The organism is Streptomyces sp. HUAS ZL42 (genome assembly GCF_040782645.1).
In the GTDB taxonomy this organism is placed as follows: domain Bacteria; phylum Actinomycetota; class Actinomycetes; order Streptomycetales; family Streptomycetaceae; genus Streptomyces.
In genome coordinates, this window is record NZ_CP160403.1 from 6,253,149 (window position 1) to 6,271,152 (window position 18,004).

Consider the following 18,004-nt stretch of genomic DNA (forward strand, 5'->3'; position numbering starts at 1 on the left):
ATCCTGGCCCAGGCAGCGCGCGAGCAGCGCATCGGGGGGCGCACCGTTACAGAACAAACGCGTTTCGGGACACGGCTGCGACACCCCTAAACTGAGCGGGTGACCGAGAACGCTCAGCAGCAGCCAACAGCGCCCCACACCGAACTGCCGACCCAGTACGCGCCGGCCGATGTAGAGGGGCTGCTGTACGAGCGCTGGGTAGAGCAGGGTTACTTCGAGGCCGACGCGAAGAGCGACAAGCCGGCCTACACGATCGTCATCCCGCCGCCGAACGTCACGGGCAGCCTGCACCTCGGGCACGCCTTCGAGCACACGCTCATCGACGCCCTCACGCGCCGCAAGCGCATGCAGGGCTACGAGACGCTGTGGCAGCCCGGCATGGACCACGCCGGCATCGCCACGCAGAACGTCGTCGAGCGCGAGCTCGGCAAGGAGGGCAAGTCCCGGCACGACCTCGGACGGGAAGAGTTCGTCGAGCGTGTCTGGCAGTGGAAGGCCGAGTCCGGCGGGCAGATCAGCGGGCAGATGCGGCGCCTCGGAGACGGTGTCGCCTGGTCGCGCGAGCGCTTCACCATGGACGAGGGCCTCTCGCAGGCCGTCCAGACCATCTTCAAGCGGCTCTACGACGACGAGCTGATCTACCGCGCCGAGCGCATCATCAACTGGTGTCCGCGCTGTCTGACCGCCATCTCGGACATCGAGGTGGAGTACCAGGACGACGACGGCGAGCTCGTCTCGATGAAGTACGGCGAGGGGGACGACACCATCGTCGTCGCCACGACCCGCGCCGAGACGATGCTCGGAGACACGGCCGTCGCCGTCCACCCCGAGGACGAGCGGTACAGGCACCTGGTCGGCAAGCTCATCAGGCTGCCGCTGACCGACCGTTCCATTCCGGTCGTCGCCGACGAGCACGTCGACCCCGAGTTCGGCACGGGCGCCGTCAAGGTGACCCCGGCCCACGACCCGAACGACTTCGAGATCGGCCAGCGCCACAACCTGCCGTCCCTGACCGTCATGGACGAGCACGCCGTCATCACCGCCCACGGCCCCTTCCAGGGCCTGGACCGCCTCGAGGCCCGCTCCGCCATCGTCGCCGCGCTGCGCGCCGAGGGCCGGATCGTCGCCGAGAAGCGGCCGTACGTCCACAGTGTCGGCCACTGCTCGCGCTGCAAGACCACCATCGAGCCGCGCCTGTCCATGCAGTGGTGGGTCAAGGTCGGCCCGCTGGCGAAGGCGGCCGGAGACGCCGTCCGCGACGGACGCGTCAAGATCCATCCGCAGGAGATGGAGAAGCGGTACTTCGACTGGGTCGACAACCTGCACGACTGGTGCATTTCGCGGCAGTTGTGGTGGGGTCACCGGATTCCGGTCTGGTACGGCCCCGAGGGTGAGGTCGTCTGCGTCGGTCCCGACGAGGAGCCGCCGAGCGGCGAGGGCTGGCGGCAGGACACGGATGTCCTCGACACCTGGTTCTCCTCGGGCCTGTGGCCCTTCTCCACGCTGGGCTGGCCCGAACAGACCGAGTCGCTCGCGAAGTTCTACCCGAACTCCGTCCTGGTCACCGGCTACGACATCCTCTTCTTCTGGGTCGCCCGGATGATGATGTTCGGCCTGTACGCGATGGACGGCACTCCGCCGTTCCACACCATCGCCCTGCACGGCATGGTCCGCGACCAGTTCGGCAAGAAGATGTCGAAGTCCTTCGGCAACGCGGTCAACCCGCTGGACTGGATGGACAAGTACGGGTCGGACGCGCTGAGGTTCACGCTGGCCCGTGGGGCGAACCCCGGTGTCGACGTCCCGATCGGCGAGGACTGGGTCCAGGGCTCCCGCAACTTCGCCAACAAGATCTGGAACGCGACGCGGTTCGCGCTGATGAACGGTGCGACGGTGGAGGGGCCGCTGCCGGCGCCGTCAGCGATGTCCGCGACCGACCGCTGGATCCTGTCGCGGCTCAACTCCGTCGTCTCGGAAGTCGACGCGTTCTACGAGGACTTCCAGTTCGCGAAGTTGTCGGACGCGCTGTTCCACTTCGCGTGGGACGAGGTGTTCGACTGGTACGTCGAGCTGTCGAAGACGACGTTCGCCGCGGGCGGTGCGGCCGCGGAGGTCAGCAAGCGGGTCCTGGGCGAGGTCCTCGACGTCACGCTGAAGCTGCTGCACCCGGTGGTCCCGTTCGTCACGGAGACGCTGTGGACGACGCTGACGGGTGGTGAGTCGGTCGTCGTCGCCGAGTGGCCGACGGACAGTGGCTTCCGGGACGCGGAGGCGGAGCGGGAGATCTCGACCCTTCAGTCGGTCATCACGGAGGTCCGCCGCTTCCGTGCCGACCAGGGGCTGCAGCCGGGGCAGCGGGTTCCGGCGCGCCTGGAGCTGGGCGGGACGGCGCTCGCCCCGCACGAGGCCGCCATCCGCCAGTTGCTGCGGCTCCAGCCGGAGGGTGAGGCCTTCTCGGCGACAGCGACCCTGCCGGTCGGCGGTGCCACGGTGGCGCTGGACCTGTCCGGCACGATCGACGTGGCGGCGGAGCGCAAGCGTCTGGCGAAGGATCTCGCCGCCGCGGAGAAGGAGAAGGCCCAGGCCAACGCCAAGCTCGGCAACGAGGCGTTCCTGTCGAAGGCACCGGATCAGGTGGTGGAGAAGATCCGGACGCGGCTGGCGAAGGCGGACGAGGACATCGCCCGGATTGCTGCGCAGCTGGAGCGGTTGCCGCAGGCGTAGGTTTCCTTACGTTGCCGAGGGCCCCGGAGCCGAGACGTTCCGGGGCCTTTGGTTGCCGCGGGTGGGTCGCGCAACCCGGCGCTTACGGGGTGCCGCCCGCGCCCACCCTCCCCCCACTCTCGGCTTCGCTCGAGCGGGGGGACCCCCATCGCCCCTGGGGGCACCTCCCACGCCATTGAGGCAGTGGGGGAGGCACGCATGGGGGCGGAGCCCCCAGGGGCAGCGGCCCCCACCGGGCCGCACCCTTCTCCCTGCCTCCGTAGACTGACCCCGTGAGCGATACCGACCCCTTCGAGGAGATCGTCGCCGCCGAGACCGACCGTGATCCGGATCTCGCGGTGATCGAGGCCGGCAGCCGTACCCTGCGCACCCAGGGCGGTCCGCCGAGCACCGACGTGCCCGGGCGCCCGGAAGACCCCGAGCTCGACAAGGCCCTGCGCGAAGTCGAGGCGGAGCTCGCGACGCGCTGGGGCGAGACCAAGCTGGAGCCGTCCGTCAGCCGTATCTCCGCGCTGATGGACGTGCTGGGGGAGCCGCAGCGGTCGTACCCCTCGATCCACATCACGGGGACCAACGGCAAGACCTCCACCGCCCGCATGATCGAGGCGCTGCTGGGGGCCTTCGAGCTGCGGACGGGCAGGTACACGAGCCCCCACGTCCAGTCGATCACCGAGCGCATCAGCCTCGACGGCGCCCCGATCTCCGCCGAGCGGTTCGTCGAGACGTACCAGGACATCAGGCCGTACATCGAGATGGTCGACTCCCAGCAGGAGTACCGGCTGTCCTTCTTCGAGGTGCTGACGGGGATGGCGTACGCCGCCTTCGCGGACGCGCCCGTCGACGTCGCCGTGGTGGAAGTGGGGATGGGGGGCTCGTGGGACGCCACCAACGTCATCGACGGTGACGTCGCCGTGGTCACCCCGATCGACCTCGACCACACCGACCGCCTCGGCGAGAACCCCGGCGAGATCGCCACCGAGAAGGCCGGCATCGTCAAGCAGGACGCGACCGTCATCATGGCCCAGCAGCCGGTGGACGCGGCGCAGGTGCTGCTGAAGAAGGCCGTCGAGGTCGATGCGACGGTGGCGCGTGAGGGGCTCGAGTTCGGGGTCGTGTCCCGGCAGGTCGCCGTAGGCGGACAGCTGCTCACGCTGCGCGGGCTCGGCGGCGAGTACACCGAGGTGTACCTGCCGCTGCACGGCGCCTACCAGGCTCACAACGCGGCGGTCGCGCTGGCCGCCGTGGAGGCGTTCTTCGGGGTCGGCTCGCAGCGGCCGGAGCCGCTCGACGCCGACACCGTCCGCAAGGCCTTCGGGGCCGTGTCGTCGCCGGGCCGGCTCGAGATCGTACGGCGCTCGCCGACCGTCGTGCTCGACGCGGCCCACAACCCGGCGGGTGCCGCCGCCACCGCCGAGGCGATCGGGGAGGCGTTCGACTTCAGCCGGCTGATCGGGGTCGTGGGCGCCAGCGGCGACAAGAACGTCCGCGGGCTGCTGGAGGCCTTCGAGCCGGTCTTCGCCGAGGTGGTGATCACCCAGAACTCCAGCCACCGCGCCATGGACGCCGACGCGCTCGCCGCGCTCGCCGTCGAGGTGTTCGGCGAGGAGCGCGTCCAGGTCGAGCCGCAGCTGCCGGACGCGCTGGAGGCGGCGATCACGCTGGCCGAGGAGGAGGGCGAGTTCGCGGGCGGCGGGGTGCTCGTCACCGGCTCCGTCATCACCGTCGGCGAGGCCCGGCTGCTGCTGGGGAAGGGCTGAGATCCCGAGATGCGTACGCTCTGTTCCTCGACCCTGATCGGCGAGTTCTTCATCATCGGGTTCGCCGGGCTCGTCGCCATGAAGGACCCCGACCTGTCCACGAGCACCGTGTGGACGGTCAGCGGGATCGCGATGTTCCTGTGCCTGGCGCTGTGCGGGGTGGTGACGCGGCCGGGGGGCGTCGCCCTCGGCTGGGTCCTGCAGCTCGCGCTCGTCGCCTCCGGCTTCTTCGTCCCGATGATGTTCTTCATGGGGGTGGTGTTCGCGGCCCTGTGGTGGGCCTCGGTGCACTACGGGCGCAGGGTCGACGAGGCGAAGGCGAGATTCGCGGCCCAGGCCGAGTCCTCCACGCCTGACGCTGCGTGACGGACGCCCGGACGCGCCCGGTAACCTCGTGACCCCGCACCATCGTGTTCTCCAAGGAGCCCTCGTGACCCAGCGCACCCTCGTCCTCCTCAAGCCCGACGCCGTCCGTCGCGGCCTGACCGGCGAGATCATCAGCCGTATCGAGCGCAAGGCGGGCTGGCGGATCACCGCGCTGGAGCTGCGCACCCTGGACCACGACACCCTGGAGCAGCACTACGGCGAGCACAAGGGCAAGCCGTTCTACGAGCCGCTGGTGGAGTTCATGGCTTCCGGCCCGGTGGTGGCAATGATCGTCGAGGGCGAGCGGGTCGTCGAGGGCCTGCGCGCGCTCGCCGGGCCGACCGACCCGATCGCCGCCGCGCCCGGTTCCATCCGCGGTGACTACGGTGTCATCGTGCGGGAGAACCTGATCCACGCGTCCGACTCCGAGGAGTCCGCCGAGCGCGAGGTGAAGATCTTCTTCCCCGGCCGCGCGTGAAGCTGTCGGGGGTCCGGGGGTCGTCCCCCGGAGTATTGCAGCCTGAGGCTCCGTCAACTCTTCTGGACTTCCGACCTGGGACGGCCCAACCTTTTCGGCCGTCCCTTGGCATATGCGTGCCGATCGGGGGAACGAGTGCCCCCGATGGACCGTCTCCACAAGCGAGGCGGCTGCTCATCTGCTGACAATGGCGAAGACCCTCGCGCAGTGTTCGTGCAGGCGCGTCTACGATGGAAGCCTTCACGTCACAGCACCCACTTCGCCGACCTGAAAAGCCCTCAAAAGCTCGTGGGAAGGCCAGACGAATCCTGATGGGGAACTCAATGTCGTTCATCGGCCGTGACATGGCTGTCGACCTCGGGACCGCCAACACGCTGGTGTACGTCAGGGGTCGCGGGATCGTACTCAACGAGCCGTCCGTCGTCGCGATCAACACCAACACCGGTGGCATCCTCGCGGTCGGCGCCGAAGCCAAGAAGATGATCGGACGGACCCCTGGCAACATCGTCGCCGTCCGTCCGCTCAAGGACGGCGTGATCGCCGACTTCGAGATCACCGAGCGGATGCTCCGCTACTTCATCCTGAAGATCCACAAGCGGCGGTATCTGGCTCGTCCGCGGGTCGTGGTCTGTGTGCCCTCGGGCATCACGGGTGTCGAGCGCCGCGCCGTCATCGAGGCGTCCACCCAGGCCGGTGCCCGGCAGGTGCACATCATCGAGGAGCCCATGGCCGCGGCCATCGGCTCCGGCCTGCCGGTCCACGAGGCCACGGGCAACATGGTGGTGGACATCGGCGGCGGCACCACGGAGGTCGCGGTCATCTCGCTCGGCGGCATCGTCACCGCCCAGTCGATCCGTGTCGCGGGCGACGAACTGGACAACGCGATCATCCAGCACATCAAGAAGGAGTACTCCCTTCTGCTGGGTGAGCGGACGGCCGAACAGATCAAGATCACGATCGGTTCGGCGTACGACCTCGACTCCGACGAGCACACGGAAATCCGCGGCCGGGACCTCGTCTCCGGACTGCCCAAGACCGTCGTCATCTCGGCCGCCGAGGTGCGCAAGGCGATCGAGGAACCGGTCAACGCCATCGTCGACGCCGTCAAGACGACCCTCGACAAGTGTCCGCCGGAGCTGTCCGGCGACATCATGGACCGCGGAATCGTTCTGACGGGCGGAGGGGCCCTGCTGCGCGGGCTCGACGAGCGGCTGCGCCGCGAGACCGGCATGCCGATCCACATCGCCGAGGACCCGCTGGACAGCGTGGCGCTCGGTTCCGGCAAGTGTGTCGAGGAGTTCGAGGCGCTCCAGCAGGTCCTGGACGCCGCACCTCGCAGATGAGGTAACTCTTCGGTTCCGCCGTACGGGATGACCTCCTCTCGTACGGCGGATCGTTGATATAGAGGCATAAGCTCCCATAACGAGCCCCTCGGCCTTCTCCCGGGGGCTGCCCGGTTTGCTGACAGCTGATCTGAATACTGATCCTGGTTCCTATCGAGGAAGGGCACGGCCGCCGCACGTGAGGGACACACGAGAGAGCCGGCTGCTCCTGGTGCTGCTGATCGCCATCGCGTTCGCGCTGATCACGGTGGACATCCGCGGCGGGGAGGACTCCCCGGTCGACGGTGCCCGGCAGGCCGCGGCCGCGGTCTTCGGCCCGATCGAGAACGGCGTGTCGGCGGCGGTCGACCCGGTCGGCAACGCGGTCTCCGCGATCCGGGACTCAGGGGAGCGCCACGACCGGCTCGCCGCGCTGGAGAAGGAGAACGCGGCCCTCAAGGCGAAGCTCGGCAGCGACGACCGCAACCGCAGCCGCCTCAACCAGCTCGACAAGATGCTGAAGATCGCGGGCGCGGGCCAGTACGGCATCAAGGGCGCCGAGGTCATCGCGATAGGAGCGGCCCAGGGCTTCTCCTGGACCATCACCATCGACGTCGGCGCGAACGACGGCATCCGGCGCGACATGACCGTCCTGAACGGCGACGGGCTGGTCGGACGTGTGACGACCGTCGGCCCCAACACCGCCACCGTCCTCCTCGCCAACGACCCCGACTTCACCGTGGGCACCCGCATGGAGGCCACCGACGAACTCGGCTTCGCCTCCGGGCAGGGCGACCGCGCGCTGCGCGTCGAACTCCTCAACGGCAAGGCCGACGTCAAGAAGGGCGACCGCCTGGTCACCTTCGGTTCGCAGGCCGACAAGCCCTTCGTGCCCGGTGTCCCGGTCGGCGTGGTCTCCCGCGTCGACCCCTCCGGCGGCAACCTGACCCGCACCCTGTACGTCACGCCGTACGTCAGCTTCACCAAGCTCGACATCGTCGGCGTCGTCGTCGAGGCCCCGAAGAAGGACCCGCGCGACACCGTGCTCCCCGCCAAGCCCAAGCCGACCCCCACACCGACCGTGACGGTGACGGTCACCCCGTCCGCCGACGCGCCGCTCGACGGCCAGTACCAGCAAGAGCAGTAGGAGCTGATTCCCCGTGCGCGTCAACCGGATCCTGCTGTCCACCTCGCTGGTCGTGGTCGCCCTGGTGCTGCAGGTGAGCGTCCTCGCCCGGCTGCACCTCCCAGGCGCCGTCCCCGACCTCCTGCTGCTCACCGTCCTCGGTCTGGCCATGGTGTACGGCCACGTCGGCGGCGCGCTCATCGGCTTCGGCGCCGGCCTCCTCGCCGACCTCGCCCCGCCCGCGGACCACGCCGCGGGGCGCTACGCCCTCGTTCTGTGCGTCATCGGCTACCTCGCCGGACTCGTCAAGCCGGAGAACGGCCAACTGAAGTCCGCCACAGGGCCGATGGCCGTGGTGGTCGCCGCCGCGATCGGCTCCACCCTGCTGTACGCCGGCGTCGGCGCCCTCGTCGGCGACACTGCCGCCCGCCATGTCGGGCTCATGAGCCTGCTGTTCACGGCCGCCCTGTACGACCTGCTGCTCGCGCCCTTCGTGGTCCCCGGGATCATGGCGCTGGCCCGGCGCGCCGAGAACGACCCGCTCGCCGAGACCAACTCGGCGGCCAAGGGCACCGACATCTCGTCGGGCTGGCTCTCCGCGGGCACGGGGCTCAGGATCGGCGGGCAGCGCAGCGGGCTGCGGATGAAGGCGGCCCGCTCGCGGGTGGCGCGGGCCGGGCGCATAAAAGGGGTCAAGCGGCTGTGACCGGACGGGGACCGGCCGCCGTACGGCCTCACAGGTCCGTCGGATATGACACGTACACACAGTGAGAGGGGGCGGCAGCCGCAGTGACCAACATCCCCGAGACCGGACGGACCCCACGGGTCCAGATCCGGCTCGTCGTGATCCAGATCCTCGTCCTCTCCCTCCTCGGCACGCTCGGCGGCCGCCTGTGGTACCTGCAGATCCGTGAGGGCGCGGAGTACGCCAAGGAGGCCAGCGGCAACCACGTGCAGCAGGTCGTCCAGCCCGCCGTGCGCGGCTCGATCCTGGACGCGCGCGGTGTGCCGCTCGCCGACAACGAGACCCGGCTCGTCGTCTCCGCCTCCCGCACCGAACTCATGAAGCAGGACGACGACGGCAAGGCCGTCCTCACCAAGCTCGCGGGCGTGCTCGGCATGGACCCGAAGGAGGTCATGCTGAAGGTGCGGCTGTGCGACGCCAAGACGCCGCAGCCCTGCTGGAACGGCTCGCCCTATCAGCCGATCCCCATCACCGACGAGGCAACGCCCAAGCAGGCGCTGCAGATCCGTGAGCGCGCCGAGGACTTCCCCGGCATCACCGCCGAACCGGAGGCCGTGCGCCGCTACCCCGCCCCCGGCAAGGCCAACACCGCCCAGGTCCTCGGCTACCTCTCCCCGGTCACCGACGAGGAGATCCAGCAGGCCAAGGACACCGACTCGCCGTATCTGCGCTCCGACCAGGTGGGCCGCAGCGGTCTGGAGCGCGCCTACGACAAGGTGCTGCGTGGCAAGGCCGGCGTCACCCGCTACGAGGTGGACAACCTCGGCCGTGTCATCGGCCAGGCCGAGGCCGACGCCTCCGAGCCCGGCTCCAACCTCGTCACCAGCATCGACTCCCGCGTCCAGCGGGTCGCCGAGTACGAGTTGGACCAGGCGATGAAGACCGCGCGCCAGCAGTTCGACAAGATCACCGGCGAGTACTACAAGGCCGACTCGGGTGCCGTCGTCGTGATGGAGGCCAAGACCGGCCGCGTCGTCGCCATGGCGTCCGCCCCGACGTACGATCCGAACGCCTGGGTCGGCGGCATCTCCGCCAAGGACTACAAGAAGCTCACCGGCAAGAACTCCGACTACCCGCTGCTCAACAGGGCCATACAGGGTCAGTCCGCGCCCGGTTCGACCTTCAAGGTGATCTCCACGGCCGCCGCGGTCGAGGCCGGCTACGACTTCGACGGCCGCTACCCGTGCACGAGTTCGTACTCGGTCGGCGGTCAGGTCTTCAACAACTTCGAGGGGGAGAGCTTCGGCCCCATCTCGCTCGGCCGGGCGCTCGAGATCTCCTGCGACACCGTCTTCTACGGCCTTGCCCACAGCGAGTGGAAGAGGGACGGCGGCATCAACCCGAAGAAGGGTGAGCCCAAGGACTACTTCTTCAAGGCCGCCCACCAGTTCGGCCTCGGCAAGGAGACCGGCATCGACCTGCCCAACGAGGTCACCGGCCGCGTCCCCGACCGCCAGTGGAAGGAGAACTACTGGAAGGCCAACAAGGACGGCTGGTGCAGGACGGGCAAGAAGAACGGCACGTACGTCGAGAAGATCGCCTACGAGAACTGCCTCGAGGGCAACAAGATGCGCGCCGGTGACGAGATCAACTACTCCATCGGCCAGGGTGACACCCTGCTCACCCCGATCCAGGAGGCCGTGATCTACGGGGCGCTCGCCAACGGCGGCACCATGTACACCCCGACCATCGGCAAGGCGATCATCAGCGCCGACGGCAGGACCGTCCAGGAGATCAAGCCCAAGGCCAAGGGCAAACTGCCGATCACCAAGGCGACGCTCAAGGGCATGGACGCCGCCCTCGCGGGCGTCGTCACCCGCGGTACCGCCGCGTGGAAGTTCGGCGGCTGGCCGCAGAACGAGATCCCGCTGCACGCCAAGACCGGTACCGCCGAGGTCTACGGCAAGCAGACGACGTCCTGGCTGGCCACGTACAGCAAGGACTACACGGTCATCATGACGATCGCCCAGGCCGGTACGGGTTCCGGTGCCTCCGGTGAGGCCGTGCGCCGCATCTACAACGCCCTGTACGGCGTCTCCGCCGACGGCTCGATCGACAAGAAGAACGCGCTGCTGCCGACCCCGCAACAGGGCCTGCCGAAGGTCAGGACGGACGGCACGATCGCGTCCCCGAAGGTCGCCAAGGACCCGGCGAAGGACCAGCGGGCGAGTCAGCAGGGCGCGCCCGAGCCGGGGCAGACGCAGCAGGCGGCGGCGACCGTGCGGACGCCTGCGGCGGGGAACCGTGACACGCGCAGGCGACGGCGACGGTCTCGGCGGCAGCGGAGGGGAAGCGGGAGGTTGTTCACATGACCGGGGTCAACAGCTTCTCCGTCTCCGGGTACGGGCCCGAACGGGCCGGGTGGACGCGGTACTTCGCCCGTGACTCGGTGGCCCGGCGGCTCGACTGGCCGATACTGCTCGCGGGTCTCGCGCTGTCGTTCATCGGCTCACTGCTGGTCTTCTCCGCGACCCGCAACCGCACCGAGATCAACCAGGGCGACCCGTACTACTTCCTCATCCGGCACGTCATGAACACCGGCATCGGGATCGCCCTGATGATCGGCACCGTGTGGCTGGGCCATCGCGCGCTGCGCAACGCCGTGCCGATCCTGTACGGCCTCTCGGTCTTCCTGATCCTGCTGGTCCTCACCCCGCTGGGGTCGACGGTCAACGGTGCGCACTCGTGGATCGTGTTCGGCGGCGGATTCTCGTTGCAGCCCTCGGAGTTCGTGAAGATCACGATCATCCTGGGCATGGCGATGCTGCTGTCGGCGCGGGTGGACGCGGGGGACAAGCCCTACCCGGACCACCGGACCGTGCTGCAGGCGCTGGGGCTGGCGGCCGTCCCGATGCTGATCGTGCTGCTGATGCCCGACCTCGGGTCGGTGATGGTCATGGTCATCATCGTGCTGGGGGTACTGCTCGCCTCCGGCGCCTCCAACCGCTGGGTGTTCGGCCTGATCGGCGCGGGCACGCTCGGCGCGATCGCCGTCTGGCAGCTGCACATCCTCGACGAGTACCAGATCAACCGCTTCGCGGCGTTCGCGAATCCGGACCTCGATCCGGCGGGGGTGGGTTACAACACGAACCAGGCGAGGATCGCGATCGGGTCGGGCGGGCTGACCGGGGCGGGGTTGTTCCACGGCTCCCAGACGACCGGCCAGTTCGTTCCCGAGCAGCAGACGGACTTCGTGTTCACGGTCGCGGGGGAGGAGCTGGGGTTCGTGGGCGCGGGCCTGATCATCCTGCTGCTGGGTGTGGTCCTGTGGCGGGCGTGCCGGATCGCTCGTGAGACGACCGAGCTGTACGGCACGATCGTCGCCGCGGGGATCGTGGCGTGGTTCGCCTTCCAGTCCTTCGAGAACATCGGGATGACGCTGGGGATCATGCCGGTGACGGGTCTGCCGCTGCCGTTCGTGTCGTACGGAGGGTCGTCGATGTTCGCGGTGTGGGTGGCGGTGGGGTTGCTGCAGTCGATTCGCGTGCAGCGCCCCATGTCCGCGTGACCGCTGCGCTGGGCTTTGGCGGGTGGGCTGCGGCCTCCGGTGGCTGGGCCGTTGCGCGTTGGGTTTGGTGGGTGGGTCGGGGGTGTGGTGGTGCGGCGAGCCCGTCGCGGGTTGTGCGGTGGCCTCCGGCGGTTGGGCCGTTTGCGCGTTGGGTCTGGTGGGCGGGTCGGGGGTGTGGTGGTGCGGCGGCGCTGTCGCGGGTTGTGCGGTGGCCTCCGGCGGTTGGGCCGTTGCGCCTTGGGCCGGGTGGGTGGGTCGGGGGTGTGGTGGTGCGGCGAGCCCGTCGCGGGTTGTGCGGTGGCCTCCGGCGGTGGTGCCGTTTGCGCCGTGGGTCCGGGGTGGGTCGGGGGTGTGGTGGTGCGGCGAGCCCGTCGCGGGTTGCGCCCCTCTGCCCGCTGCCACGGTGGACGGCGTGGGGACCAGCTAAGCGACGGGCTGCGCCGCACCACCACACCCCACTCCGGCGCGCGGGCGACTGCGGGTGCGTGGTGGCGCGGGGCGCGCTCAGCCCTGCCGCCCGACCGCGGGCCCGCGGCGCAGCCGCCGTGTCCATCCGCGGGCGGGCGCGGCGCTCAGCCACCGCGTTCGTCCGCGGGCGCGCACCGCGCTCAGCCACCGCGTTCGTCCGCGGGCATGTGTGCCGGCTGGGGCGGCACGGGTGGGCGCGGGCGGCGCCCCGTCAGCGGCGGGTTGCGCGACCGCCCCGCGTCGGCCTCAGTGCCGGGTACGGCCTGCGAGCCTTCCGACTACCCACCGTTTCCCTGGGATTCACCCCCAGTGGGCCCTGCCATCCCGGCCCGACGCCGACTAGATTCAGGTCATGGCGGAGACGAAACGCGAGATCGAGCGCAAGTACGAATCCGATGACAGCGGGCTGCCCGACCTGACCGGCGTCGCAGGTGTCGCGGCCGTTCTGGACAAGGGCGTCGCCGAGCTGGACGCCACCTACTACGACACCCCGGACGAACGCCTCGCCGCATCCTCGATCACCCTGCGCCGCCGAACCGGCGGCTCCGACGCCGGCTGGCATCTGAAGTTCCCGGTCGGCCCGGACGTACGGGACGAGATCCGGGCCCCGCTCTCCGACACCCTGCCCCGTACCCTCGCCGGCCTCGTCCGCTCCCGCGTCCGGGACTCCGACCTGCTGCCCGTGGTCCGGCTGCGTTCCAGCCGCGACGTACGCGATCTCGTCGACGCCGAGGGCCGCCTGCTCGCCGAGGTCAGCGTGGACGCCGTACGGGCGGAACGTCTCGGCGGGGACGGCGGCTCCGCGCAGTGGACCGAGATCGAGGTGGAGCTCGCCGACGGCCGCGACCCGGCCTTCCTCGACAAGGTGGACAAGCGGCTGCGCAAGGCGGGCGTACGGCCGTCGAAGTCGGCCTCGAAGCTCGCGCGGGCCCTCGCGGAGACCTCCCCCGAGCGGAAGGGGAAGCGGAAGAAGGCGAAACCTTCCGCCGCGCCCCTCACCGCCGGCGACCACGTTCTCGCGTACGTCCGCGCCCAGCGGGACGCCATCGTCGAGCTGGACCCTGCCGTCCGGCGGGACGTCTACGACTCCGTGCACCGCATGCGCGTCGCCACCCGCCGGCTGCGCAGCGCCTTGCGGTCGTACGGGAAGGTCCTCGACCGGGCCGTCACCGACCCGATCGGCGAGGAGCTGAAGTGGCTCGCGGGCGAGCTGGGCGTGGACCGCGACCAGGAGGTGCTGACCGAACGTCTGACGGCCGCCCTCGACGACCTCCCCCGCGTCCTGCTCACCGGCCCCGTCCGCACCCGGCTGCGCACCTGGTCGCACGCCCGCAGCGGCGGATCGCGCCGGCGCCTCATCGCCGTACTGGACGGAACACGGTATCTGGCGCTGCTCGAGACGCTGGACGGGCTGCTCGCCGAGCCGCCGCTGCTCGAGGCCGCCGCCGGGAAGCCGGAGAAGGTGATCGCCAAGGCCGTACGGAAGGACTTCGGGAAGCTGTCCGGCCTGGTGGAGGAGGCGATCGGGCTTCCCCCCGGACACGATCGTGATCTCGCGCTGCACGAGGCGCGCAAGAAGGCCAAGCGGGTGCGGTACGCGGCGGAGGCGGCCGCGCCCGCGCTCGGCGACCCGGCTGCCGGACTGATCAAGGCGGCCAAGTCGCTGCAGACGCTGCTCGGCGATCACCAGGACAGTGTCATGACCCGCGAGGCCCTGCGTGATCTCGCAGGTCAGGCGCATGCCGCCGGGGAGAACTCGTTCACGTACGGCGTGCTGTACGGGCGTGAGGAACAGCGGGCCGCGGCGTACGAGGCGGATCTGCCGGGCCTGTGGCAGGAGATCACGGGCGGGGTGACCGTCTGAGCGTACGGAGGGGGTCCGGGACCGCGTTAGTCTTGATGGTCACCCCTGTCAGCTCACGAAGGTTCGCGAGATGCCTGCCGAAGCCGCCGAATCGGTCTTCCCGCAGCTCGAAGCACTGCTCCCGCATGTGCAGAAGCCGATCCAGTACGTCGGCGGAGAGCTCAACTCCACGGTGAAGCCGTGGGAGTCATGTGACGTCCGCTGGGCGCTGATGTACCCGGACGCGTACGAGGTCGGTCTGCCCAACCAGGGCGTCATGATCCTCTACGAGGTCCTGAACGAGCAGGAGGGCGTCCTCGCCGAGCGCACCTACAGCGTGTGGCCGGACCTGGAGGCGCTGATGCGGGAGCACGGCGTCCCGCAGTTCACGGTGGACAGCCACCGGCCGGTGAAGGCCTTCGACGTGCTGGGGCTCTCGTTCTCCACGGAGCTCGGCTACACGAACATGCTGACCGCCCTGGATCTGGCGGGCATCCCGCTGGAGTCCAGGGACCGGGGGCTGGACGACCCGATCGTGCTGGCCGGCGGCCACGCGGCCTTCAACCCCGAGCCGATCGCCGACTTCATCGACGCGGCTGTCATCGGCGACGGCGAGCAGGCCGTCCTCGATATGACGAAGATCATCCGCGAGTGGAAGGCGGAGGGCCGGCCCGGCGGCCGGGAGGAGGTCCTCTTCCGCCTGGCGAAGACCGGTGGGGTGTACATCCCGGCCTTCTACGACGTGGAGTACCTCCCGGACGGCCGCATCAGCCGTGTCGTACCCAACAAGTCGGGTGTCCCGTGGCGCGTGTCCAAGCACACCGTCATGGACCTGGACGAGTGGCCGTACCCCAAGCAGCCCCTGGTGCCGCTCGCCGAGACGGTCCACGAGCGCATGTCGGTCGAGATCTTCCGCGGCTGCACCCGCGGCTGCCGCTTCTGCCAGGCCGGCATGATCACCCGCCCGGTGCGCGAGCGGTCGATCACCGGCATCGGAGACATGGTGGAGAAGGGCCTGAAGGCGACCGGCTTCGAGGAGGTCGGCCTGCTCTCCCTGTCGTCGGCGGACCACTCCGAGATCGGCGACATCGCCAAGGGCCTGGCGGACCGCTACGAGGACGACAAGATCGGCCTGTCCCTCCCGTCGACCCGCGTGGACGCCTTCAACATCGACCTGGCGAACGAGCTGACGAGGAACGGCCGCAGGTCCGGCCTCACCTTCGCCCCGGAGGGCGGCTCCGAGCGCATCCGCAAGGTCATCAACAAGATGGTCTCCGAAGAGGACCTGATCCGGACCGTGGCCACGGCCTACGGCAACGGCTGGCGCCAGGTGAAGCTGTACTTCATGTGCGGTCTGCCGACGGAGACGGACGACGACGTGCTGCAGATCGCCGACATGGCGACGCGCGTCATCCAGAAGGGCCGTGAGGTCTCACGCTCGAACGACATCCGCTGCACGGTGTCGATCGGCGGCTTCGTCCCCAAGCCGCACACGCCGTTCCAGTGGGCGCCGCAGCTCAGCGCCGAGCAGACCGACGAGCGGCTGGAGAAGCTGCGCGACAGGATCCGCGGCGACAAGAAGTACGGCCGCTCGATCGGCTTCCGCTACCACGACGGCAAACCCGGCATCGTCGAGGGCCTGCTGTCGCGGGGCGACCGCCGCATCGGCGCGGTCATCCGCGCGGTCTACGAGGACGGCGGCCGCTTCGACGGCTGGCGCGAGCACTTCTCGTACGACCGCTGGATGAGTTGCGCGGACAAGGCGCTGCCCACGTTCGGCGTCGACGTCGACTGGTACACGACCCGCGAGCGCACGTACGAGGAGGTCCTCCCCTGGGACCACCTCGACTCCGGCCTCGACAAGGACTGGCTCTGGGAGGACTGGCAGGACGCCCTCGACGAGACGGAGGTCGAGGACTGCCGGTGGACGCCCTGCTTCGACTGCGGGGTGTGCCCCCAGTACGACACTTGGCCACAACTGAGCAACAGCGGCAAGAAGCTGCTGCCCCTCACGGTCAAGAAGACCGCTCCGACCGGCTGAAGCCGGCGGTGATCTCTGCCATGCACAGTCGCGGCGGTCACTCGCTCTGAGGTGTCGGTGATCCTGGACGGGTAGTGGGGGCGCTGGACGGTTCCTGGCGTCGACGCTTCGCCGAGGTGGCAGTGGTCGGGCAGCGGATCACCGCCGAGGTGATCGCCGTGGATCTGGATGCGGGCCGAGTACGGCTGTCGATGGCGGCCACGGAGAATCCGGACGGCACGGTGGCGGCGATCGAGCGATTCGGCGTGTTCGTGGCGCTGGACGAGGGTCCCGACCATCCGGTCCATCCCGGCGTCGGCTTCATCACGTATCCCGAGCTGTCCTTGCGGCGCTTCGAGGCGGCGTCCGAGGTGGTTGAGCTCGGGCAGCGCGTGTCGTGCACGGTCGAGGGCCTGGTTCCGCTGGGCGAGCTCGGACCGGCACCCGTGGCTGCTCCGGAGGACGTCGTACGGCGCGGTGACGAGGTTCTGGTCACCGTCACGGACATCGATCGAGAGCGGGGCAGGCTCACCTTGTGCCGACTGGGCCCCCTCAGGACAGGTCCTACGGAATGAACAAGTCCGCCAGATAGGTCGGTTTGGCCTCTATCTCCGCATAGCGCCCGGTCTCCTTCGACCAGGCGACGTTCCCGGCGGTGAGCGCGTGGAAGTCCCTGACACAGTGCAGCGCGTCGTCGACGAGGTCGTCGGCGAGGCCGGAACGCGTCAGCCGCCCGGGCAGGACCTGTTCGAGATCGAGGATGCGCTGGACGTATCCGGCCTGCATCACGGCCACTTGATCCACCGCCTCCTGGAGGCTGCACTGCTGATGATGGCAGATCACCGTCACCGCGTTGAACGCATAGTCGTGCGCGAGTTCCTTGGGCAGCGAGTAGAGATCGTTGATGCAGGCATTCGCGTAGATCACCGCCTCACGCATGTCCGAGAAGGCCGGGTGGGCATGCAGCTGGTCGGACAGGTCCACCCCGGTACCGATTTCCATCAGGTCGAGGACTGCGTCAAACGCGAACGAGGCGCGGCGGTGGGCGAGATATTGCTGCAGGCCGGGTACGCGCCCTTCCTCCCGATGAATCATGTCGGCCCGGTAGCTGTCGAAATACCACAATAGGTGCGGGACAAATCTTCGCTGCCAGACGGAAGAACGGACGGCTGTCGTACGGTCCCACAGGTCGGCCAGGGAACGCGCCAGTCGCCCAGCCGAAACAGTTCCGTCGAACACGGCGAACAACGGCCCGAACGCCTCCCGCCACCGCTCGGGCTGGTAACCGCGCACCGGGTCGTCGTCGAACTGGTCGTCCAACTGGAACAGCCATGCGTTCCACTGGGTGATCAGCGTCAGCGCCTCCCGTGAGGCGTTCGGGCACAGCCACGCAGTGAGCCGGTCCACACGAGTGCGCTGCACATGCCGACGTGTCTCCTCGGTGGGCACCAGGCCGAACTCCTCCAGCCACGCCTCCGCGGCCGCCGTCGACTCCTGGAGTTCCGGATTGAGCGCTGCCGGTACGGGTACGTAGAGGTCCGGAATCCGGAAATTGTCCATACGTCAGCTCGCTTCTCGGTATTTCTCTGCCATTCGCGACATCCAGCGACATTGCTGATCCTGCGTGCCCACATGGAGCATTGACCG

13 protein-coding genes are annotated in these 18,004 nt (G+C 69.2%); 12 read left to right on the forward strand and 1 reads right to left on the reverse strand.

What is annotated here, in order from left to right:
- The first annotated feature begins 99 nt into the window (after window positions 1-99).
- From ABZO29_RS28725 to ABZO29_RS28780, 12 genes are all read left to right on the forward strand, one after another.
- Window positions 100-2,724: a valine--tRNA ligase gene (locus tag ABZO29_RS28725; protein WP_367323065.1), complete on the forward strand. Its 2,625-nt coding sequence runs from the start codon at window positions 100-102 to the stop codon at window positions 2,722-2,724.
- A gap of 272 nt (window positions 2,725-2,996) precedes the next feature.
- On the forward strand, window positions 2,997-4,481 hold the full coding sequence (locus ABZO29_RS28730) for a folylpolyglutamate synthase/dihydrofolate synthase family protein (RefSeq protein ID WP_367323066.1): 1,485 nt from the start codon (window positions 2,997-2,999) through the stop codon (window positions 4,479-4,481).
- A 9-nt stretch (window positions 4,482-4,490) separates the two neighbouring features.
- Window positions 4,491-4,847 carry a DUF4233 domain-containing protein gene (locus ABZO29_RS28735; protein ID WP_367323067.1) on the forward strand — a complete coding sequence of 119 codons (357 nt, stop codon included), beginning with the start codon at window positions 4,491-4,493 and terminating at the stop codon, window positions 4,845-4,847.
- A 64-nt stretch (window positions 4,848-4,911) separates the two neighbouring features.
- Entirely contained in the window at window positions 4,912-5,325 is a 414-nt protein-coding gene (gene ndk, locus ABZO29_RS28740; RefSeq protein ID WP_367323068.1) for a nucleoside-diphosphate kinase, read from the forward strand.
- Window positions 5,326-5,648: 323 nt separating this feature from the next.
- A complete protein-coding gene (locus tag ABZO29_RS28745; RefSeq protein WP_030779466.1) occupies window positions 5,649-6,668 on the forward strand; it encodes a rod shape-determining protein in 1,020 nt (339 codons plus the stop codon).
- A gap of 178 nt (window positions 6,669-6,846) precedes the next feature.
- Complete coding sequence (gene mreC / locus ABZO29_RS28750) at window positions 6,847-7,794, forward strand: rod shape-determining protein MreC (RefSeq protein ID WP_367323069.1); 948 nt, start codon at window positions 6,847-6,849, stop codon at window positions 7,792-7,794.
- Window positions 7,795-7,807: 13 nt separating this feature from the next.
- On the forward strand, window positions 7,808-8,479 hold the full coding sequence (gene mreD / locus ABZO29_RS28755) for a rod shape-determining protein MreD (protein WP_367323070.1): 672 nt from the start codon (window positions 7,808-7,810) through the stop codon (window positions 8,477-8,479).
- An 83-nt stretch (window positions 8,480-8,562) separates the two neighbouring features.
- A complete protein-coding gene (gene mrdA, locus ABZO29_RS28760; protein WP_367323071.1) occupies window positions 8,563-10,830 on the forward strand; it encodes a penicillin-binding protein 2 in 2,268 nt (755 codons plus the stop codon).
- A complete protein-coding gene (rodA, locus tag ABZO29_RS28765) occupies window positions 10,827-12,026 on the forward strand; it encodes a rod shape-determining protein RodA (RefSeq protein WP_367323072.1) in 1,200 nt (399 codons plus the stop codon). The genes mrdA and rodA overlap by 4 nt, the downstream gene beginning before the upstream one ends.
- Window positions 12,027-12,846: 820 nt before the next feature.
- Window positions 12,847-14,358 carry a CHAD domain-containing protein gene (locus tag ABZO29_RS28770; RefSeq protein WP_367323073.1) on the forward strand — a complete coding sequence of 504 codons (1,512 nt, stop codon included), beginning with the start codon at window positions 12,847-12,849 and terminating at the stop codon, window positions 14,356-14,358.
- A gap of 70 nt (window positions 14,359-14,428) precedes the next feature.
- On the forward strand, window positions 14,429-16,378 hold the full coding sequence (locus ABZO29_RS28775) for a TIGR03960 family B12-binding radical SAM protein (protein ID WP_367323074.1): 1,950 nt from the start codon (window positions 14,429-14,431) through the stop codon (window positions 16,376-16,378).
- 74 nt (window positions 16,379-16,452) lie between these two features.
- Window positions 16,453-16,932 carry a S1 RNA-binding domain-containing protein gene (locus tag ABZO29_RS28780; protein ID WP_367323075.1) on the forward strand — a complete coding sequence of 160 codons (480 nt, stop codon included), beginning with the start codon at window positions 16,453-16,455 and terminating at the stop codon, window positions 16,930-16,932.
- Here the strand turns inward: ABZO29_RS28780 and ABZO29_RS28785 are convergent.
- Entirely contained in the window at window positions 16,922-17,917 is a 996-nt protein-coding gene (locus ABZO29_RS28785; RefSeq protein WP_367323076.1) for a hypothetical protein, read from the reverse strand. The two genes, ABZO29_RS28780 and ABZO29_RS28785, sit on opposite strands and share 11 nt — an antisense overlap.
- Window positions 17,918-18,004 lie beyond the last annotated feature (87 nt).